Here is an 18,903-nt window from a genome sequence, read left to right as displayed (position 1 = left end):
TCGAAATGGAAGCTTTGGCAACACACGCTTGTGGCGCGGCCAACAGCAGGTATTACTTGGGGCGGAACCCCCGGAATGTAGCCCGGAAGCCCCGCTTGCCTGGGCGCCGGCATCGGATAGGCAGGCCGGCGCAAGGTGGCAAATTTACCGCGTTGCGGCATCGGGGGCAAATCGGGGGCCCCTGTAGGGGATAGTTGTCGCGTTTTGGCCCCGTTTGGCGTCGCCCTGGGCGGGCGGGGGCGGCGCCAAACTGCACCAGCGCTGGTTCGAACCGGATAGGCCGTCGATTGCCGACGTTGCCAGCCTCGGTGTGCCGGGCATGGGGCCGGGCGAGTTGACCGGCGGGGCAGCGCGCGGAGCGCGCCGAGGGCGCCTGCATGCGCCCGAGCCCGACGGGCTTCGCCCGGCCCCATGCCCGGCACACCGAGGCGACCCAAGCACGCAAACCTCCAACATCTTTCTATACTTGGGCGGTCCCATCCAAGAAACGGCCCGACATGGACCTACGCATCGCCAGCATTCCGCGCTTTCTGTACAGCCACTATTTCTTCGGCGGCGTGCGGCAAGGGGTGGGCATGCTGCTGCCCGTGCTGGTGCTGGGCGGCCTGCTGGGGGAATACGGATTCGGGCTGGTGGCCACGTTCGGGGCGCAATGCCTGGCCATCATCGACCAGCCGGGCGGGCCCCAAAGGCACCGCACCAACGAAATGCTGGGCGGAGCCCTGCTGGCCACCGCCGCGGTCACCATTACCGGCGCGGCATCCACCTATCCGTTGCTGCTGTGGCTGGCGGTGATCGGCCAGTGTTTCGTGTTCTCGATGTTTTCAGTGTTCGGCAAGCGCGGCGGGCTGATCGGCTTTGCCAGCCTGCTGATCATGACCCTGACCATGCATTCGCCGCTGGCGCCCAGCCAGGTGCTGGCGCATTCGGCCGCCACGCTGGGCGGGGCCCTGTTCTACCTGGTTTTCAGCCTGGCCTTCAGCCGGTTTTTCTGGCTGCGCGAAGAACGCCAGGCCATGTCGGTGGCACTGTTCGCCACGGCCGACTACATGGCGGCGCGCAGCCGCTTCTACGACGAAACCGCCGACCTGGACGACAGCTACCGCGCCCTGATCCAGTCGCAGTCCATCATGACCGAAAAGCACCAGGCCGCGCGCGACATCGTGCTGCGCACCCTGCCGCGCGGCAGGGGCTATCGCGACCGCGAGCGCGTGATGCTGTGGAACATGTTCGTGGACATGCTGCAATTGCTGGACACGCTGGTGGCCACCCACACCGACTACGCGTCGCTGCGGCGCGCGCTGGCCGGCCACGACTGCCTGATGTTCATGCGCGATGCCCTGGCCAAGATGGCGCTGGAACTGAACCGCGTCGCGCTGGACGTGTCGCGCGGCCGGCCGATGCAGTACCGCAGCAGCACCAAGGCCGAATTGCGCGCCATCGAATACGAAATCGAACAGTTCAAGCAGCAAGGCATGGGCGAGCGCGAACCCGAAATGCTGGCCCTGATCGTGCAGGTACTGCGCCGCCTGCGCAATGCCGCGCGCATCGTCGGCAAGCTGGCCGACCACACGGCGGCGCGCGCCGATGCGGAACCGACCAGCGAACTGCGCATCGACAAGTCGCTGACCCGCTTCATGTCGCGCCAGGAGTTGCGCCTGGGCATGATCACCAGCAACTTGCGGCTGGACTCGCCGTATTTCCGCTATGCGCTGCGCGTGGCGCTGGCGGCCGCCATCGCCATGGGGCTGATCGGCCAATGGACGGCGCCGCAGGTATCTTCTGCGCATAGCTACTGGGTGCTGCTGACCATCATCATCATCATGAAGCCCGGCTTCGCGCTGACCCGCCAGCGCAATGGCTGGCGCTTGATGGGCACGCTCATTGGCTGCATGCTGGCGCTGCTGCTGTTCCACGTGACCACGCGGCCCGAGGCCCTGTTCGCCGTGCTGCTGATCGCCTGCATCATGGGCAACAGCCTGCTGCAGCTGAACTACATGGCCAGCGCTATTTTCAATACGCTGTTCGTGGTGATGGTGTTCCACTTCGTGGCGCCCGGCACCGTGTCCATGGAAGTGATAGGCGAACGGGCGCTGGATACCGCGCTGGGCTGCGCGATCGCGCTGGTGTGCAGCTATGTGCTGCCCTGGTGGGAAGCGCGCTATATGAAACCGCTGGCGCGCGCGGCCGCCAATGCCAACCGCGAATACCTGCGCAGCGGCCTGCGCTACGCACGCGCCATGCAGGCGCAGGCGGCGGGCGAGCCGCCGCCGCCCGACACGCCTTCCGTGCAGGAAGCCGACCTGGCCTGGCGCCTGGCGCGCAAGAACGTGCACATTGCGTTCAGCAATTATGCGGAAGCCTTCTATCGCATGATGAGCGAGCCGCGCTCGCACCAGATGAACGTGCCGGAATTCAACAACCTGCTGATCCAGAATCACATCATGGCGTCGCAGATTACTGCGGCCGTACCGATACTGGCCGGCCTGAAGCAAACGCCGGAACCCATGCGGCAGGCCCTGGCGGGCATCGTGGATTTGCTGGACGGCGATCAGCCGGTGCCGGCGGAGCTGCCCAGCCAGTTCGACACCGAAGGTGAATTGGCCACGCTGGCGTATCCGCTGAAGCAGATGCTGCGCGCCTCGACGCAGATCCGCCAGGAAATGGCCGCCGTGGCCGACCCGCCGCAAAGCCGGCCCACTGCGGCGGCGGCTTGAAGGTTGGCGACGGTGTCTGGCACCGTTACGCGGCAGGCGCGGTGCGGCGGCGCCGCGGCCAGAAGTACCACACGGCAGCGCCCACCTGCAGCGCCAGCACCACGCCCCAGGCGCTAAGGTGGGCGGCGGGCGGATACACGCCGGCTTCGCGCGGCCACAGGTCGACGATCCAGCCTATGCCCACCTGGCACAGGAAAATCGTCAGGAACATCAGCAAATTGGTCGTGGACGCGACGCGGCCCAGCAGGTCAGGCGGAAACTCGCCCGCCAACAGCGCATAGACCAGGATATTGGCCGACCCGAAGGCGCCATAGGCCGCCCACAAAAGCTCGGGCGGCACCGGCACGCGCGCCATGATCAGCGCCTGGGTCAGCAGGAACAGCGCCATGCAGGCGCCGCCGAAGCCGTAAAGACCCAGGCCCAGGCGTTCCACCTTGCGGGCCATGGCGCCCAGCCCCACATTGCCGGCCATCATGGCAAAGCCCATCAGCGACACCAGGGCCGCCGCGTGGCCGGCATCCAGGCCGTTGACATCGATGAGATAAGGGCGAACCCATAGCGACTGCACACCGTAGAAGGCCCCGCCCGTCATCACGGGCAGCGACACCAGCTTCCAGTAGCGCCCGTCGCGCAACAAGGCGCAGGTGCCGCGCCACTGCTCGGCCAGGCCGGGCGCGCGGCGGTGGCGCGGGGCTTCCCGCGGCGCGCCGAACCAGATCATGGCCGAGACGGCCACGGTAAAGAACGCCAGGCCGATGCTGACCGCCTGCCATGAACTGCGTTCCAGCAACCACGACAGCGGCGAACCCACCAGCACGCCCCCCATGCCGCCCACGGCCATCACCAGGCCGTTGATCATGGGCAGGCGCGCCAGCGGGAAAGTCTGGGCCAGGGCCTGGAAGGCCGCGCCCAGGCACACGCACACGCCCGCGCCGATCAGCAGGCGGCCCACCATCAACCCGCCCAGCGTATCGGACAACCCGTAGATCAGCGTGCCGGCCGCGGCCAGCAACAGCATCAGCGCGTTGACCCGCCGCGGCCCCCAGGTGTCCAGGAAAATGCCGGCGGGAATCTGCAGCAGCGCAAACCCCAGGAAATACAGGCTGGTAAGCGTACCCAGGTCGGCGGCCGACAGGTTCAGTTCCTGCGTCAGCGTCGGCCCGAAGCCGATATTGACGCCACGGAACAGGTACGAAACCAGGTACCCCAGCGAAAAGAACAGGAAAACGCGCAGGCCGGCAGACATGGGTGAAACTGAAGGCCTATACCTTGCGGCGGAACACCAGCTTGTCGGCGCTGGAAGCCGACGCGTCATAGGCATAGCCTTCGGCATCGAACTTGTGCAGGCCTTCGGGCTTGGCGACCTTGTGCTCGATGGCGTAGCGCGCCATCAGCCCGCGCGCGCGCTTGGCATGGAAGCTGATGACCTTCCAGGCGCCGTTTTTCCAGTCCTGGAACACGCACTGCACCACGCGGGCATTCAGCACCTTGAGATCCACCGCCTTGAAATACTCTTCCGACGCCAGGTTCACCACGATGGGCGATTTCTGGCCGGCCAGGCGTTCGTTCAGGTATTCGGCGATGCTGGCACCCCAGTAGTCGTACAGGTTCTTGCCCTTGGACGTGGCCAGCCGGGTGCCCATTTCCAGGCGATAAGGCTGCATCAGGTCGAGCGGACGCAGCACGCCGTACAGGCCGCTGAGAATGCAGACATGCTCTTGCGCCCAGTCCAGGCGCGCGGCCGACAGCGTGCCGGCCTGCAGGCCTTCATACACATCGCCATTGAATGCCAGCACGGCCTGGCGCGAATTGCGCTGGGTGAACTTGCGCGTCCAGCCGGCATAGCGGGCCACGTTCAGTTCGGACAGCGCCGGGCTCAGGCTCATCAGCTCGGCCACTTGGGATGCCGACAAGCCTTTCAGCGTCTTGATGAGCGCGGCGGCCTGGTCCACGAACAAGGGCTGGGTGTGGGTCTCGATATGAACGGGCGAGTCGTAGTCCAGCTTCTTTGCGGGAGAAAGCAAGAACAGCATGTTGCGGAGTTCCTAGGTTGTTCTTGTAGGGGCGCAGGTCAGCGCGCCGTCCAGCCGCCGTCCACCGAAATGGTGGTGCCGGTAACCTGGGCGGCCGCGTCCGAGGCCAGGTAGACCGCCGTGCCGCCCAATTGTTCGGGCGTGACGAACTGCAGCGACGGCTGTTTTTCGCTGAGCAGGTCGCGCGCGGCGGCGTCCTGGTCGATGTTGTGCTGTTCGGCCAGGGCGGTGATCTGTTTTTCGACCAGGGCGGTGCGCACCCAGCCCGGGCAAATGGCGTTGGCGGTAACACCCGTGCCGGCGGTTTCCAGGGCGGTAACCTTGGTCAGGCCCACCACGCCGTGCTTGGCGGCCACGTAGGCCGACTTGCAAGCCGAGCCCACCAGCCCGTGCGCCGAGGCGATGTTGATAATGCGCCCCCAGCCCTGCTTCTTCATGTGGGGCAGCGCGGCGGCGCTGCCGTGGAACACGGCCGACAGGTTCAGGGCGATGATGGCGTCCCATTTTTCAACGGGAAAATCTTCAATCAAGGCCGTGTGCTGGATGCCGGCGTTGTTGACCAGAATGTCGATGCGCCCCAGCGATTGCACGGTGTTGGCCACCAATTGGCGCACGGCCTCGCCGCGCGACAGGTCGGCACCGTCGTACAAGACTTGCACGCCGTGCTCGTTGGCCAGTTCGGCGCGCAATTTCTCGATTTCAGCGGCGTCGCCAAACCCGTTCAGGACAATATCGGCGCCCTGCCGGGCAAAGGCCGTGGCTATACCCAGCCCGATGCCGCTGGTGGAACCGGTGACGACGGCAACTTTTCCTTTGAGCATGCGAATTCTCCTGAGATCGGGTAGGCGCCCGGGATGAAAGACGGGGCTCAAGTGTAGCCGCCCCGGTGATGACAAAACGGCGAGGCCCCACCCGCGACGGGGACATGTTTGCGGTTGGAACGCGGCCCGCGCCGGCACCCTGGCCGCCCTGTTCCCTGCCCCGGGCATGGCGGGTTTTTTTCTGATATAGTTGCGGTCTTCGTTTTTTCGGAAGCGAAGGTCCGGACGTCTGCCAGACGACCACGGCGCCCCTGGCGCTGCGGGCAGCGTCCCCGCCGGGTAACCCCATCCGGCACGGAAAAACGGACACCGGAGAGGTGGCAGAGTGGTCGAATGTACCTGACTCGAAATCAGGCGTACGGTTTTCCCGTACCGTGGGTTCGAATCCCACCCTCTCCGCCAATTGGATTCAAGCCGCAAAGCCCCGCATGCCGGGGCTTTGTTGCGTCCGGACGCCTGCCGCTAGGCACGCCACGACGCGGGCGCCACGCGGCGGTCGCCATCGAACAGGGGGCCGCCGTGGGGCGCCAGTTCGGCTTCGGCCAGGGCGATCACCGCCTCGCACTGTCCCGCCTTGAACAAGGCATCGAATGCCTGCTGGTAGCGGGCGGCCAGGGCGGCGTCGGCCTGCGCCAGCAGCCTCGGCAACCACTTGCCAACGCCATTCCAGCGGCCGCGCCCGCGCAGGCTGAGTTCGGCCAGGCGCGGATGCAGCATGGCGCCTATGGCCATGATCTCGCCGGCAGTGCGTTCGCCGCGCAGGTCGTCGATGGCATCGGTGATTTCATAGCGCAGCGCGTCCAGTTGCGCGGCAGTCAGGGCCGGCGGCCCGGCCCGCAATCGGCGGGCAATGCCTTGCTGCAGGACGCGGGCCTGCTCAAGATTGCCAATGGCGGTGCCCTCGGCGATCATATTCAGCAAGCTGGGCCGGCCGCGCGCCACGTCATCGTCGATGAACCAGGCCAGTGTTTGCGGATCATGGACAAAGGCCTCCACCGGCACGCCGTCGGCCAGGAAGGACTCGCGCAGGGCGGCGTCCAGGCGGCCATGCACCACTACCAGATCGATGTCGGACATATAGGTGCCCTGCCCCCGCAGGATCGAGCCGGCGACGAACGCGCAGGCAAAGCCCGGATAGCGAGCCGTGGCGACGGTGCGGGCGATATGTAGTGCCTGGGCGGGAGTGGGTGCGTGCATGGGTTATCGTCAATGATTGCGACGCACTTTTATAGCAAACCGGATTTGCACCCGCCATCAGGCACGGAAAACATGCAACTGCTTCACGATCTTTTGCTGCTGCTGGACTGGATCCTCGACCTGTTCTAGCAGTCCTGGACACCCGCCGCCCGGCCGCTGGTGGGCGTTCACCCGCCGAACTTCTCCAGCAGGCCTGCCAGCAGCGGGCGTATGCCCTGCAGTTGTTCCAGGTGCGCGGTGGACAGGGCCTGCAGCGTGCCTTCGGCCTGGGGCGTCAGCCGCAGCAGCACGCGCCGGCCGTCGTTGGGGTCGGGCTCGCGGGCCAGCATGCCCATCTGCGCCAGCCGGCTGACCAGCTCGGCCGCGCTGTGCGACTTGACGCACAGGCGGCGGGCCAGATCGGTAACGGTCAGCGGCGCCCTGCTGGCCTTGATGGCAAGCAGGGCCTGATGCTGCTGCGGGGCCAGGCCCTGGGCATGCGCCTGGGCCTCGCTGAACAAGGAGAAGCGGCGCAGTTCGTGGCGAAAATCCGCCAGCAGGGCGAAGTCCGCCGGCTGCAGTGCGGGGCCGGTATCGCGGGCGTGCGCAGGGGGTAGCGTCAGTGCATTCATTACCCTGGCGATAGTACGCACGCCCCGGCATTGGGTGGCATTACGGGTTCGTTAAATATCGGTAATGTTCCGAAGCTTCCGCCGGCTCCGCGCCCGCTACGCGCTAGAATTTGCCGCTATGGGCCTGGCCCGACTAGAGGTAACCATGTGGCGCTGCCTGATCGTTGAAGACGACGCCGACAATGCCCGTTACATTGCGAACGGGCTGAAAGAACTGGGATACGACCCCGTGGTCTGCATGGACGGCACCACGGCGCTGCAACGCGCCACGTCCGAGCACTGGGACGCCATCATCCTGGACCGCATGCTGCCCAACGATGTGGATGGGCTGTCCATTTTGTGGTCATTGCGGGCATTGGGCCGCAAGACGCCGGTGCTGGTGCTCAGCGCCCTGACCGCCCTGGACGAACGCGTGCGCGGCCTGAAGGCCGGCGGCGACGATTACCTGACCAAGCCCTTTGCATTTCCGGAACTGGCGGCGCGGGTCGAGGCGCTGATACGCCGCGCCTCACCCAGCTACGAGCAGCGTCAGCTGACGGTAGCCGACCTGACGCTGGACCTGGTCAGCGGACTGGTCACGCGGGGTGGCCGCCAGATTGCCCTGCAGCCGCGCGAATACAAACTGCTGGCATACATGATGAACAATGCCGGCCAGGTGCTGACCCGCACCATGTTGCTGGCCACGGTTTGGGGCTACCACTACGACCCCCAGACCAATGTCATCGACGTGCACATCAGCCGGCTGCGCCAGAAAATCGACGGCGACGCGGAATTGCCGCTGATCCATACAGTACGCGGCGTGGGCTACCGGCTGGCGGGCCCGTCCGCTGCCGGCCCGGCGGCCAGCCCATGATGCGGCGGGCGGGCCGGATGCTGCGCGCCATCTGGAGTTCGGCCGCCCTGCGCCTGACCCTGAACTACAGCATCCTGGCGCTGCTGACCTCGCTGCTGTCGCTGCTGTTCCTGTACACGCAAAGCGTGAAGATCCTGGAAGCGCAGTTCTCGCGCCAGGTGCAGATTACGTCGCAGCGCCTGAACGCCCACTTCGAGCAGGGTGGGCTGGCGGGCCTGGCGCGCGAGATATCCCTGGAAATGGCTGACCACGTCAACACGGACACCGAGATGTTCATGCTGCTGGATCCGGTGGGCCGGATGCTGGCGGGCAATATCGCCTGGAACCCCATAGACGCCCCGATGAACGGCAGCGGCGTGATGCGATCGGTGCTGCTGCGGGGGCAACCGGTGCATGGCTATCTGGTGGCGCGCAAGCTGCGTGATGGGTCTACGCTGATCATCGGACACGACCTGCGCGATCTGTACGAGCTGACCAACCTGATCAAGAAAGTCAGCCTGGCTGCCACCGGCGTCACCGCGCTGCTGGTGCTGCTGGGCGCCGCCCTGTTCCGGCGCTTTCTGCAGCGGCGCGTGGAAGTAATACGCCGCACGGCCGCGCAGATTGGCGCGGGCGCGCTGGACCAGCGCATTCCGGCGCACCCGCGCCAGGATGAGTTCGCGCTGCTGTCCAGCGACATCAACCGCATGCTGGACCGCATTGAATTGCTGATGGGCGGGGTACGCAACGTGTCGGACGCCGTGGCGCATCAACTGCGCACGCCCCTGACGCGCATGCTGGCCCGGCTGCGCACCATAGACTGGGACCGCGACCCGCCCTCCGACATCCGGGCCCGCGTAGACGGCCTGGCGGCCGAACTGGAAGACTTGGCAAAGGTGTCCGAGAAACTGCTGCAGATCGCCGAACTGGAATCGGGTACGCGCCGCAAGCATTTCGAGCCCTTGCGGCTGGATGTGATTGCGCGCGATGTGGCCGAACTGTACGAAGCCGTGGCCGACGAGCAGCACGCCACCCTGACCTTCCACGACGGCGGCGCGGCACCCTTGCGCGGCGACCCGGATCTGCTGGCCGGAGCCGTGGCCACGCTGGTGGACAACGCCCTGAAGTATGCCGGCGATGCGGCACGCATCCATATCGACATCGAGCATGGCGGGCAGGAAACCTGCCTGACGGTCACGGACAATGGCCCGGGCATCCCGCCGGAGAAACTCGCGCGCATCGGCGAACGCTTCTACCGCGCGCACCAGCATGTGCCGGGTTACGGATTGGGGCTGGCCACGGTGATGGCGATTGCCCGGCTGCATGGCGGCCGGCTGGAATTGCACAATGCCGAACCGGGCCTGCGCGCGCGCCTGCGTTTCCCGCAAGACCCCGCGCCGCGGTCCGTTTAGCCAGGCGCGGCCGCTATGCAGATATGTGCGGCAACAGGGCCGCGGCGGCGGCACAGGCAACCACCACCAACCAGGGGGGCAGCTTCCAGCGCGCCAAGGCCAGCCAGGCCAGCAGCGCCAGGGCGAAGTCTTGCGGCGACAGGATGGCGGAAGTCCAGATCGGATCGTACAGGGCGGCCAGCAACAGGCCCACCACCGCCGCATTGATACCGGCCAGGGCGGCCCGCGCGTGGCGGGCATGGCGCAGGGTTTCCCAGAACGGCAAGGCCCCGGCCACCAACAGGAACGATGGCGTGAAAATCGCGGCCAGGCACAGCATGCCCCCCAGCCAGCCAGAAGGCATGCCCTGCATCGCCGCCCCCAGGAAGGCGGCGAATGTGAACAAGGGGCCGGGCACCGCCTGCGCCGCGCCGTAGCCAGCCAGGAATAAATCCTTGTCCACCCAGCCGGGTGGGACAACCTCGTTCTGCAACAGCGGCAACACCACATGGCCGCCCCCGAAAACCAGAGACCCCGCGCGGTAGAACGCGTCCACCAATGCCACCGCGGGGCTGGATACCACGGCGTGCAGCACGGGCAGCATGATCAGCAGCGCCGGGAACAGCAACAGCCAGGCAGCGCCGGCACGGCGCGGGATGGCGGCCAGGGCAAGCGCCTGCGGCATTGCGGTTGGCGGCCGTATGCACGCCAGGCCCAGCACGCCGGCGATGAACAAGATGGCAGCCTGCCCCCAGGCAAATGGCGCCAGCAAGGCTGCAATGGCGGCGGCGGCCATGATGGCAATACGCGGGCCATCCGTGCACAGGCCGCGGGCCATGGCCCAGACCGCCTGCGCCACCACCGCCACGGCGGCGATCTTCAGCCCATGCAGAACGCTTGGGGAAAACAGCTCGCCATGGCGCGACAGCCCAAGCGCAAACAGGATCATGGCAATGGCGGAAGGCAGCGTAAAACCCGCCCACGCGGCCAGCGCCCCCGCGTAGCCTGCCCGGCCCAGTCCCAAGGCCATGCCCACCTGGCTGCTGGCCGGGCCGGGCAGGAACTGGCACAGGGCCACTAGGTCGGCATAGGCGCGCTCGCCCAGCCAGTGCCGCCGGACCACGAACTCGGTGTGAAAATACCCCAGGTGCGCAACCGGCCCGCCGAAAGATGTCAGCCCCAGGCGCAGGAAAGCCAGGAACACTGGCCAGACACGCCCCGGGCGGGCGGAAGATTCGTCCATGGTCGGCTCGATGAAGAAACGCCGCGATAGTAGCCGACGCCGCATGACAGCGAATGGCTGGTGCTACGATAGTTGGCGCGCGCCCTTAGCGGCACGCCCGCACCGACGGCAAGCCACGCACCGCATCCGGAGAAGCCGCTTGATATTCGAATACTTGAAGCTGGTCGGGCTCAGCCTGGTGGCCCTGCTGCCCGTGGCCAACCCCCTCACCAGCGTCACACTGCTGCTGGCGCTAAGCCGCGGCTATACCCGAGAAGAACGCAACCGCCAAGTCAACCGGGCCTCGCTTTACGTGGCGGCCATCATTCTGGTGTGCTTCTATGCCGGCGCCGCCATCATGTCGAGCTTCGGCATCTCCATTCCCGGGCTGCGCATCGCGGGCGGCCTGATCGTCGCCTACATCGGCTTCAATATGCTGTTCCCGGACACCACCAATACCGAGGCGGCGGCGCAAATGGACATGGCGCCGGAATCTCCCGGCACCAAGGCCGGACAGCGCGCCAAGCCGCGCGATATCTCATTCATTCCGCTGGCGCTGCCGGGTACCGCCGGGCCGGGTACGATCGCGCTGATCATCAGCGGCACGTCGACCCTGTACGAAAGCGGCGGCCTGTCGCTCATGCACCACCTGGTGGTGTTTACCGTCACGGCGCTGGTGGCGCTGGCGTTCTGGATCTGCCTGCGCAGCGCCGAAAGCGTCATACGCGTGCTGGGCGAATCCGGTATCGACGCCGTGTCGCGCATCATGGGCTTCCTGCTTGTATGCATGGGCGTGCAGTTCGGCATCGACGGCATTTTTGAACTGGCCGGCAAAGCCCTGCCGGCCTGAGTTCGCGGCACACATTCAAGCGGGCGGATCCAGCAGGCCCAGTGCCGGACGCACCATGCCTTCCAGCAGCCCGCGATCGGGCCGGGCCCGCGCCATGACCCGCACCCCCATCAGCACGCTCAGCAGCATGCGGGCCAGGTCTTCGGCCGGCTGCCCGCGGGTGATGGTGCCGGCTTGCTGGCCCGCGCCGACGCAGCCCAGGAAGAACTGCTCGATGCGGCCCAGCACGTCCACCACCGTGGCCTGGAACTCCGCATCGTGCGGCGCCACTTCCATGGCGGAATTCACCAACATGCACCCTTTGCGTTGCGGGTCGGCCAGCGAGCGGTCGACGATGTCGGCAAAAAAGGCCGCCAGGGCCTCGCGTGGCGGCAATCCCGCCACGCGCCGGACGCGTGCGCTGAAGCTGTTTTCAACGTAGTGGTACAACGCCCGCCGGTATAGCGAGCGCTTGTCGCCAAAGGCGTTGTACAGGCTGGCGCCGGTAATCCCCATGCTGGTGGCGAGTTCGCGCACCGAGGTCGCCTCGTATCCGCGGGCCCAGAAACACCCGACGGCCGCGTCCAGCACCGCTGTTTCATCGAATTCTCGTGGCCTGGCCATGATGTTGTCCTTTCAAGGGCAGGCATGTTGCCGTGCCGGCTTCACTGGCGTATTCTAGATCAGATGATCTAGAACAATTTACCACCCTGCATGGAGGCCCCGCGATGATCCGTCTTTATTACCACCCCACCCCGAATCCGGCCAAGGTTGCCCTGTTCCTGGAAGAAGCTGGGCTGGCTTACGAGGTGGTGCCCGTTGACACCAGCAAGGGCGAGCAGCACGCCGAGTCGTTCCGTACCATTAATCCGAACGGCAAAGTGCCCGCCATTGTAGATACCGACGGGCCCGGGGGCAGCGAAGTGCGGGTGTTCGATTCCAGCGCCATTCTGCTGTACCTGGCCGAAAAAACCGGCCAGTTCGCCGGCGGCCCGGCCGACCGCGCCGAACTGCTGTCCTGGCTGTTTTTCCTGGGTACCGGCCTGGGGCCGTTCTCGGGGCAGTCGGTGCATTTCCAGTTTGCCGCGCCGGAAGGCAATGATTATGCGGTGAATCGGTACCGCCGCGAAGCCGAGCGCCATTACCGGGTGCTGGACACGCATCTGGCCGGCCGCGACTACATCGTGGGCAAGGGCTATACCATTGCCGATATGTCGGGCTGGGGCTGGCTGGACCGGGCGTCCCGGGTCATGAAGGGCGAATCGGACCCGCTGGCAGCATATCCGAATATCAAGCGCTGGTTCCAGGCCATCGATGCCCGCCCGGCGGCGGCACGCGCGCGCCAAGCCGGCACGCGGCACGAGTTCAAGCGGACCAACGACGAAGAAACCAAGCGGGCGCTGTTTCCGTCGAACTACCCAGACCTGGCGAACTGGGCGCGCGGCTGAGCCGGCGCGCCGCCGCAGGTTTTTACAGCGTGGGGGGGTCGATCCAGAAAAAGCGTTCGCCCTGCTGGATCATGTCGGCCACCCCTTCGGCTTCCATGCGGAAATCGGTGCCCATGAGCGTGGCACCGCCGTCATCGTGAATATGAATGACGGCCAGGGGATCATTGGCCATGGTGTACCAGTAGTACCCAGGCTTGAGGTCGTGAAGTTTCGTTTGCATGGCGAAAGTATATCGACAAACGCCCCGGCGCTGGATTGCGGCTCCTGGGCCGTTGCGGCTATGCCGCAAGCGCCGCGGCGATGGTATGGGAATGTAACCCGTCACGATTGGAGGAACGAGCGTGATCGTATTTCAGTGGATTACGGCCCGCTAAATCGTCCTGCCAAAAGAAAATACCGCATCGCAGCACTGCGTGTCCCGATGCCTGGCCTTCCTGTTGCGGATTGTCGCCATTGCAGCAGCTTCGCTCACGATATGGTGGGGGAAAACGCCGACAATAAGCCCGTTATTTCAACTCGGCTGCTTGCGCAGCAAGGCAGGTGCACATGAAAAAATGGTTCATAGCCGGAATCGGAGCCGCGGGGCTGCTGCTTTCCAGCGCAGCCATGGCACGCGTCGATATCGGCGTATCTATAGGCATTCCGGGCGTGGTGTACCCCGCACCGGTATATGTGGCGCCGCACCCGGTATACGTGGCGCCGCCCCCGCCGGTGTATTACCACCCCGCGCCGGTGTACCGCCCGCGCTACGTACGGCCGGCCCCGGTGTATTACTACGGTGGCCGCTATGACCGCCACTACAAGGGGCACCACCACCATCACAAGAAGCACTGGAAGCACGGCCGCCGCCATGACGACTAGGCCGCGGTAAAGCTCCGGTGCACGGGCGGCGCGACGCCGCCCAGCAAGCTTCAGGCTGCCAGACCACCGGCAGCTTTTTTATTGGACGGCCCAAAGGCCCTCCCCCCTCCAGGCAAATCAGCTTTGCGCGGGCCGGCGATGGGCCGGCACGGGGTCAGGCAGGCGCCGCGGCGCGCTGGGGGCACGCCACCAGCCGTTATGCGGACGCGTGCGCGAACTCGGGTTCACCATTGAATCGCACTCCGTTAATGCCTTCGCACACTTGCAGACTGATCTGCTCGGCTTCGGCGCGTGTCTGGAACGGTTGCTGGCCCGGCACGAGCCAGCTTTTCTCGGGTGCGTTTCCGCCAATGCGGCGGGTCCAGATCCGTACGCGGAAACCGTGCGATTCGTCTTCAACGACGTCGCAACGCACCCGAAAATCACCGATCATCCTGGAATTCATGTTGAGCAATCTCCCCGATTCATTGACATACAAACCGCCAACGGCGTGCCGCGCATATTGTGCCCTAAAGATGCGGCCCTTTTTTACGCGAACACATTTGCTGACATCAAAGACCGGGGAATGACCGCCAGCATATCCGGCGAATAAGACACCAATATGGCGGCCGCCCATTCCAGGCAAAAAAACGGAGCCGCGAGGGCTCCGTTTTTTTGCAGGCATCCGGCCCCAGAGCCGGCGACACCCGGGCGGCGATCAGGGTTGCAGCAGCGTCAGGCCGCCCATGTAGGGCTGAAGCACCTTGGGCACCACGATGCTGCCGTCGGCCTGCTGGTGGTTTTCCAGCACGGCCACCAGGGCACGGCCCACGGCCAGGCCGGAACCGTTCAGGGTGTGCACGTACTCGGGCTTGCCCTGGGCCGGCCGGAACCGGGCCTGCATGCGGCGCGCCTGGAAGGTTTCGCAGTTCGATACGGACGAAATCTCGCGCCAGGTGTCCTGGGCCGGCAGCCACACTTCCAGGTCGTAGGTCTTGGCCGCGCCAAACCCCATGTCGCCGGTGCACAGCAGCATGACGCGATACGGAAGTTCCAGCAGTTGCAGCACGTGTTCGGCGTGGCCCACCATGTCTTCCAGCACCTGGTAGGACGATTCGGGGTGGGTGATCTGCACCATCTCGACCTTGTCGAACTGGTGCTGGCGGATCATGCCGCGCGTGTCGCGCCCGCCGCTGCCGGCCTCGGAACGGAAGCAGGGAGTATGCGCGGTCAGGCGCAAGGGCAAGTCGGCGGCGGCAATGATGCTGTCGCGCGCCACGCTGGTCAGGGTGATCTCAGACGTGGAAATAAGGTACTGGTCTTCGCGCGCCAGCACGTTGCCGCGCTCGTCGACCTTGGGGGCGTCGTCGTCGCCGCCCTTGGCGACGAAGAACATATCGTCTTTGAACTTGGGCAGTTGCCCCGTGCCATACAGCGTGGAACTGTTGACGATGTAGGGCGTGTAGCACTCGGTGTAGCCGTGCTGGCCGGTTTGGAGGTCCAGCATGAACTGCGCCAGGGCGCGGTGCAGGCGGGCAATGGGGCCGCGCATGAACGAGAAACGCGCGCCCGACAGCTTGGCCGCGGTATCGAAATCCAGGCCCAGCGGTTCGCCCAGAGCAACGTGGTCTTTGGCTTCGAAAGGCAGCGGCGGCGGGTTGCCGTCGGCGCCAGGCTGGCCGGGCAGCCAGCGCCGCACCTCGACGTTGTCGTCGGCCGATGCGCCCGCAGGCACACTGGCGTGCGGCAGGTTGGGAATGGACATCAGCCAGTCGTTCAGCGACTGCTGCACGTCGGCCAGTTCGTCTTCCAGCTGCTTCAGGCGGGCGGGAATGGCCTGCGATTCAGCCAGCACGGCAGAGGCGTCCTGCCCCTGCGATTTCAATTGGCCGATCTGCTTGGCCAGCGCATTGCGGCGCGCCTGCAGGGATTCGGTTTCGGTCTGGACGGCCTTGCGGCGGGATTCCAGTTCGTTGAACCGTTGAGTGTCGAATTCGACGCCACGGGTTTTCAGGCGGTCTACGACGGTTTGCAGGTCTTTGCGCAGCAGTATCGGGTCTAGCATGGGCGGCAGGGTTGAGGTTGACGGGACGCGGCGGGCACGGGCGGCTACCGCTGCTTGGCGCGTTCCTGGGCATCGAGTTCGCGCAGGAACGCCAGCTTTTGCTGGATTTTAGCCTCCAGGCCGCGATCGGTCGGCCGGTAGAACGAAGCCTTCACGCCATCGGGGAAATAATCTTCACCCGCGGCATAGCCATGCGGTTCGTCGTGGGCGTAGCGGTAGGCATGGCCATGGCCCAGCTGCTTCATCAGCTTGGTGGGCGCATTGCGCAAATGCATGGGCACGGGCGCACTGCCATGTTCGGCGGCGAACTTGCGGGCGGCGTTGTAGGCGTTGTACACGGCGTTGGACTTGGCGGCGCAGGCCATGTAGACCACGGCTTGCGCCAAAGCCAGTTCGCCTTCCGGCGAGCCCAGGCGTTCGTAGATGTCGGCGCCGCTGATGGCCAGTTCGGTGGCGCGGGGGTCGGCCAGGCCGATGTCTTCGATGGCCATGCGGACCAGGCGCCGCGCCAGGTATTTGGGGTCGGCGCCACCATCCAGCATGCGGGCCAGCCAGTACAGCGAGGCGTCCGGGTCCGACCCGCGCACCGCCTTGTGCAAGGCGCTGATCTGGTCATAGAACGCGTCGCCGCCCTTGTCGAAGCGGCGCAGGTTCTGCGACAGCGAGGTTTCCAGCCAGGCGGCGTCGATCTCGTGGCGGCCGGCGGACTGGGCCGATTCTGCCACCACTTCCACGGCGCTGATCAGGCGGCGCGCATCGCCGTCGGCCCAGGCCGCCAGTTGTTCGCGCGCGTCGGGCTGGAAGCTGACCAGGTCGGCGGCTTCGCGGCCTTCGTTCAGGGCATCGACGGCACGGTCGACCAGTTGCTGCAGCTCTTCGGCGCTGAGCGATTGCAGCACGTAGACCCGCGCCCGCGACAACAGCGCCGAATTCACCTCGAAAGACGGGTTCTCGGTCGTGGCGCCGATGAACGTGAACAGCCCGCTTTCCACGTAGGGAAGGAACGCGTCCTGCTGGGCCTTGTTGAAGCGGTGCACCTCGTCCACGAACAGAATGGTGCGGCGGCCCTGCCCCTGCGCCACCTGCGCCGTGACCACGGCATCGCGTATGTCTTTCACGCCGCCCAATACCGCCGAAATGGCGATGAATTGCGCGTCGAAGCCATCGGCCATCAGACGGGCCAGGGTGGTTTTGCCCACGCCGGGCGGGCCCCAGAAAATCATGGAATGCGGTCGGCCCGAGTCGAATGCGACCTTCAGCGGTTTGTCGGGCCCCAGCAGATGCGACTGCCCCACCACGTCGGACAGCGTGCGCGGCCGCAGGCGTTCGGCCAGCGGCACGTAGGGCCGGTGCGCGGGATCGGCGGCGAACAGATCGTTGCTCATGGCGACGGAAATAACAACCTAACAACCGGCCGCAACAGCGGCCAAAGCAGCCATTACACCATGCCCCGGCGGGCCGGCCGCGGCAAGCCGCCGGCACTTGCTTCTACGGGAAAATCCCAGGTGCCGTCTGTAAATTATTTTCATAATAATCATGACAATAGAAAATTACGGTAATTTTTTTCATAAGGCCATCCCAATGGAGACCTCTCCGCTTACTTCGGCCGGCATCGGCAGACCCCTGGACCTGGATGGCAAGGGCCTGGGCGCGTTCCTGCCCGACTGGCCGGCCGCGCGGGTGGCGGACCTGCACTGGAACCTGCTGCATGAAGACGTCAGCCTGCCCGCGGCGGTGCTGTACGAGGCGCGCATGCAGCACAACCTGCAGTGGATGCAGCGCTTCATGCAGGAATACGGCGTGAAGCTGGCCCCGCATGGCAAAACCACCATGAGCCCGGTATTGTTCCAGCGGCAATTGGCGGGCGGCGCCTGGGGCATCACCCTGGCCACCGCGCCCCAGACGCGGGCCGCGTACCGGCACGGAGTGCGCCGCGTGCTGATGGCCAACCAACTGGTGGGCCGCGCCAATATGGCCATCGTGGCCGACCTGCTGCGCGACCCGTCCTTCTCTTTTTACTGTCTGGTCGATTCACCCGCCAATGCGGCGCAACTGGGGGCCTACTTCGCCGAACAGGGGCTGCGCCTGCCCGTGCTGATAGAACTGGGCGTGGCCGGCGGCCGCACCGGCATACGCGACGACGCGCAACTGCAGGCTCTGCTGGCGGAACTGGCGCGCTGGCCCGAGGCCCTGGCGCTGGCTGGCGTAGAAGTCTACGAAGGCGTGCTGCAGGACGAAGACGCCATCCGCGGCTTCCTGCGGCGCGCCACCCATACCCTGCGCGCCCTGGCCGCCGGCGGACGGCTGCGCCAGGACGGCGCCGCGCTGCTCACCGGAGCGGGGTCTGCCTGGTTCGACGTGGTCGCCGAGGAATTCGCCGGCCTGGACATCGGCGCGCCGCTGGATATTGTGTTGCGCCCGGGTTGTTACCTGTCGCACGACGTGGGCATTTATCGCAGCGCGGCCGAGCGCATCGCCGCGCACAACCCCGTGGCCCAGCGCCTGGAGCCCGGCCTGCAGCCCGCGCTGCAAGTATGGGCCTACGTGCAGTCGGTGCCGGAAAGCCGCCGCGCCATCGTGGCGCTGGGCAAGCGCGACGCCGCTTTCGACGCCGGCCTGCCGGCCCCTGGCGTGCACTATCGCCCGGGCAGCGCCGCGCCGCTGCCCGCGCCTCCTCACTGGAAGCTGAGCGCCATGATGGACCAGCACGCCTTCCTGGACATCGACCCCGGCGACGACATCCAGGTGGGCGACATGATCGCCTTCGACATTTCGCATCCCTGCCTGACCTTCGATAAGTGGCGCCAGGTCTTGCTGGTGGACGAGCAGTACCGGATCACGGGCGTGGCATCCACCTTTTTCTAAGCCACGGCGTGTGGTTGACCCTTCCTGGAGAC

At 65.9% G+C, this 18,903-nt stretch carries 18 protein-coding genes and 1 tRNA gene; 8 read left to right on the top strand and 11 right to left on the bottom strand.

All coding sequences use genetic code 11. The features are described 5' to 3' along the window. Nucleotides 1–497: 497 nt before the first annotated feature. Nucleotides 498–2,717: an FUSC family protein gene (locus LPZ50_RS00540; protein ID WP_230656384.1), complete on the top strand. Its 2,220-nt coding sequence runs from the start codon at nucleotides 498–500 to the stop codon at nucleotides 2,715–2,717. Between the two features lie 25 nt (nucleotides 2,718–2,742). Here LPZ50_RS00540 and LPZ50_RS00535 read toward each other — a convergent pair whose 3' ends face one another. The 3 genes from LPZ50_RS00535 to LPZ50_RS00525 are packed head-to-tail and all read right to left on the bottom strand — an operon-like array spanning nucleotide 2,743 to nucleotide 5,571. After that, the gene (locus LPZ50_RS00535) at nucleotides 2,743–3,963 is read right to left on the bottom strand and encodes an MFS transporter (RefSeq protein WP_230656381.1); all 1,221 of its coding nucleotides are present in this window, start codon (nucleotides 3,961–3,963) and stop codon (nucleotides 2,743–2,745) included. Nucleotides 3,964–3,979: 16 nt separating this feature from the next. Then, a complete protein-coding gene (yaaA, locus tag LPZ50_RS00530; protein ID WP_230656378.1) occupies nucleotides 3,980–4,750 on the bottom strand; it encodes a peroxide stress protein YaaA in 771 nt (256 codons plus the stop codon). 38 nt (nucleotides 4,751–4,788) lie between these two features. Continuing rightward, nucleotides 4,789–5,571: a 3-hydroxybutyrate dehydrogenase gene (locus LPZ50_RS00525; RefSeq protein WP_230656375.1), complete on the bottom strand. Its 783-nt coding sequence runs from the start codon at nucleotides 5,569–5,571 to the stop codon at nucleotides 4,789–4,791. A gap of 311 nt (nucleotides 5,572–5,882) precedes the next feature. On the opposite strand from LPZ50_RS00525, the gene LPZ50_RS00520 reads away from it, so the two are divergent. Beyond that, nucleotides 5,883–5,973 (top strand) — tRNA-Ser (locus tag LPZ50_RS00520). A 60-nt stretch (nucleotides 5,974–6,033) separates the two neighbouring features. Here the strand turns inward: LPZ50_RS00520 and LPZ50_RS00515 are convergent. After that, nucleotides 6,034–6,768 (bottom strand): hypothetical protein, encoded by a 735-nt coding sequence (locus LPZ50_RS00515; protein ID WP_230656372.1) that lies wholly within the window; start codon nucleotides 6,766–6,768, stop codon nucleotides 6,034–6,036. Nucleotides 6,769–6,935: 167 nt separating this feature from the next. Further along, nucleotides 6,936–7,379: a MarR family transcriptional regulator gene (locus LPZ50_RS00510; RefSeq protein ID WP_230656367.1), complete on the bottom strand. Its 444-nt coding sequence runs from the start codon at nucleotides 7,377–7,379 to the stop codon at nucleotides 6,936–6,938. Nucleotides 7,380–7,524: 145 nt separating this feature from the next. Between LPZ50_RS00510 and LPZ50_RS00505 the strand changes: the two genes are divergently transcribed. Continuing rightward, the gene (locus LPZ50_RS00505; RefSeq protein ID WP_230656366.1) at nucleotides 7,525–8,232 is read left to right on the top strand and encodes a response regulator transcription factor; all 708 of its coding nucleotides are present in this window, start codon (nucleotides 7,525–7,527) and stop codon (nucleotides 8,230–8,232) included. A gap of 17 nt (nucleotides 8,233–8,249) precedes the next feature. Next, the gene (locus LPZ50_RS00500) at nucleotides 8,250–9,623 is read left to right on the top strand and encodes a HAMP domain-containing sensor histidine kinase (protein ID WP_230656364.1); all 1,374 of its coding nucleotides are present in this window, start codon (nucleotides 8,250–8,252) and stop codon (nucleotides 9,621–9,623) included. A 13-nt stretch (nucleotides 9,624–9,636) separates the two neighbouring features. Here LPZ50_RS00500 and chrA read toward each other — a convergent pair whose 3' ends face one another. Continuing rightward, nucleotides 9,637–10,845: a chromate efflux transporter gene (gene chrA / locus LPZ50_RS00495; RefSeq protein ID WP_230656361.1), complete on the bottom strand. Its 1,209-nt coding sequence runs from the start codon at nucleotides 10,843–10,845 to the stop codon at nucleotides 9,637–9,639. 139 nt (nucleotides 10,846–10,984) lie between these two features. Between chrA and LPZ50_RS00490 the strand changes: the two genes are divergently transcribed. Beyond that, complete coding sequence (locus LPZ50_RS00490) at nucleotides 10,985–11,674, top strand: MarC family NAAT transporter (protein WP_268903108.1); 690 nt, start codon at nucleotides 10,985–10,987, stop codon at nucleotides 11,672–11,674. A gap of 15 nt (nucleotides 11,675–11,689) precedes the next feature. Here the strand turns inward: LPZ50_RS00490 and LPZ50_RS00485 are convergent, their stop codons facing one another. Beyond that, nucleotides 11,690–12,277 (bottom strand): TetR/AcrR family transcriptional regulator, encoded by a 588-nt coding sequence (locus LPZ50_RS00485; RefSeq protein ID WP_230656358.1) that lies wholly within the window; start codon nucleotides 12,275–12,277, stop codon nucleotides 11,690–11,692. Between the two features lie 104 nt (nucleotides 12,278–12,381). On the opposite strand from LPZ50_RS00485, the gene LPZ50_RS00480 reads away from it, so the two are divergent. Next, a complete protein-coding gene (locus LPZ50_RS00480; protein WP_230656355.1) occupies nucleotides 12,382–13,101 on the top strand; it encodes a glutathione S-transferase family protein in 720 nt (239 codons plus the stop codon). A 22-nt stretch (nucleotides 13,102–13,123) separates the two neighbouring features. Here the strand turns inward: LPZ50_RS00480 and LPZ50_RS00475 are convergent, their stop codons facing one another. Continuing rightward, entirely contained in the window at nucleotides 13,124–13,321 is a 198-nt protein-coding gene (locus LPZ50_RS00475) for a hypothetical protein (RefSeq protein WP_230656353.1), read from the bottom strand. Between the two features lie 326 nt (nucleotides 13,322–13,647). Between LPZ50_RS00475 and LPZ50_RS00470 the strand changes: the two genes are divergently transcribed. Then, nucleotides 13,648–13,962 (top strand): virulence factor, encoded by a 315-nt coding sequence (locus LPZ50_RS00470; RefSeq protein WP_230656350.1) that lies wholly within the window; start codon nucleotides 13,648–13,650, stop codon nucleotides 13,960–13,962. Nucleotides 13,963–14,158: 196 nt separating this feature from the next. Here the strand turns inward: LPZ50_RS00470 and LPZ50_RS25360 are convergent, their stop codons facing one another. The 3 genes from LPZ50_RS25360 to LPZ50_RS00455 form a co-directional block, all read right to left on the bottom strand. Further along, nucleotides 14,159–14,407 carry a hypothetical protein gene (locus LPZ50_RS25360; RefSeq protein WP_329957625.1) on the bottom strand — a complete coding sequence of 83 codons (249 nt, stop codon included), beginning with the start codon at nucleotides 14,405–14,407 and terminating at the stop codon, nucleotides 14,159–14,161. Between the two features lie 252 nt (nucleotides 14,408–14,659). Beyond that, nucleotides 14,660–16,006 carry a serine--tRNA ligase gene (gene serS, locus LPZ50_RS00460; protein ID WP_230656344.1) on the bottom strand — a complete coding sequence of 449 codons (1,347 nt, stop codon included), beginning with the start codon at nucleotides 16,004–16,006 and terminating at the stop codon, nucleotides 14,660–14,662. 44 nt (nucleotides 16,007–16,050) lie between these two features. Next, the gene (locus LPZ50_RS00455; RefSeq protein ID WP_230656341.1) at nucleotides 16,051–17,391 is read right to left on the bottom strand and encodes a replication-associated recombination protein A; all 1,341 of its coding nucleotides are present in this window, start codon (nucleotides 17,389–17,391) and stop codon (nucleotides 16,051–16,053) included. A 196-nt stretch (nucleotides 17,392–17,587) separates the two neighbouring features. On the opposite strand from LPZ50_RS00455, the gene LPZ50_RS00450 reads away from it, so the two are divergent. After that, on the top strand, nucleotides 17,588–18,871 hold the full coding sequence (locus tag LPZ50_RS00450; protein WP_230656338.1) for an amino acid deaminase: 1,284 nt from the start codon (nucleotides 17,588–17,590) through the stop codon (nucleotides 18,869–18,871). Nucleotides 18,872–18,903 lie beyond the last annotated feature (32 nt).

The organism is Bordetella petrii (genome assembly GCF_020991325.1).
GTDB lineage: Bacteria > Pseudomonadota > Gammaproteobacteria > Burkholderiales > Burkholderiaceae_B > Bordetella_A > Bordetella_A petrii_E.
This window is presented reverse-complemented; position numbering and strand designations above follow the sequence as displayed.

Bases quoted from the DNA above. Each gene is read 5' to 3' on its own strand.
- LPZ50_RS00540 (WP_230656384.1), top strand. From the start codon at position 498: ATGGACCTACGCATCGCCAGCATTCCGCGCTTTCTGTACAGCCACTAT.
- LPZ50_RS00535 (WP_230656381.1), bottom strand. From the start codon at position 3,963: ATGTCTGCCGGCCTGCGCGTTTTCCTGTTCTTTTCGCTGGGGTACCTG.
- yaaA (WP_230656378.1), bottom strand. From the start codon at position 4,750: ATGCTGTTCTTGCTTTCTCCCGCAAAGAAGCTGGACTACGACTCGCCC.
- LPZ50_RS00525 (WP_230656375.1), bottom strand. From the start codon at position 5,571: ATGCTCAAAGGAAAAGTTGCCGTCGTCACCGGTTCCACCAGCGGCATC.
- LPZ50_RS00515 (WP_230656372.1), bottom strand. From the start codon at position 6,768: ATGCACGCACCCACTCCCGCCCAGGCACTACATATCGCCCGCACCGTC.
- LPZ50_RS00510 (WP_230656367.1), bottom strand. From the start codon at position 7,379: ATGAATGCACTGACGCTACCCCCTGCGCACGCCCGCGATACCGGCCCC.
- LPZ50_RS00505 (WP_230656366.1), top strand. From the start codon at position 7,525: ATGTGGCGCTGCCTGATCGTTGAAGACGACGCCGACAATGCCCGTTAC.
- LPZ50_RS00500 (WP_230656364.1), top strand. From the start codon at position 8,250: ATGCTGCGCGCCATCTGGAGTTCGGCCGCCCTGCGCCTGACCCTGAAC.
- chrA (WP_230656361.1), bottom strand. From the start codon at position 10,845: ATGGACGAATCTTCCGCCCGCCCGGGGCGTGTCTGGCCAGTGTTCCTG.
- LPZ50_RS00485 (WP_230656358.1), bottom strand. From the start codon at position 12,277: ATGGCCAGGCCACGAGAATTCGATGAAACAGCGGTGCTGGACGCGGCC.
- LPZ50_RS00480 (WP_230656355.1), top strand. From the start codon at position 12,382: ATGATCCGTCTTTATTACCACCCCACCCCGAATCCGGCCAAGGTTGCC.
- LPZ50_RS00475 (WP_230656353.1), bottom strand. From the start codon at position 13,321: ATGCAAACGAAACTTCACGACCTCAAGCCTGGGTACTACTGGTACACC.
- LPZ50_RS00470 (WP_230656350.1), top strand. From the start codon at position 13,648: ATGAAAAAATGGTTCATAGCCGGAATCGGAGCCGCGGGGCTGCTGCTT.
- LPZ50_RS25360 (WP_329957625.1), bottom strand. From the start codon at position 14,407: ATGAATTCCAGGATGATCGGTGATTTTCGGGTGCGTTGCGACGTCGTT.
- serS (WP_230656344.1), bottom strand. From the start codon at position 16,006: ATGCTAGACCCGATACTGCTGCGCAAAGACCTGCAAACCGTCGTAGAC.
- LPZ50_RS00455 (WP_230656341.1), bottom strand. From the start codon at position 17,391: ATGAGCAACGATCTGTTCGCCGCCGATCCCGCGCACCGGCCCTACGTG.
- LPZ50_RS00450 (WP_230656338.1), top strand. From the start codon at position 17,588: ATGGAGACCTCTCCGCTTACTTCGGCCGGCATCGGCAGACCCCTGGAC.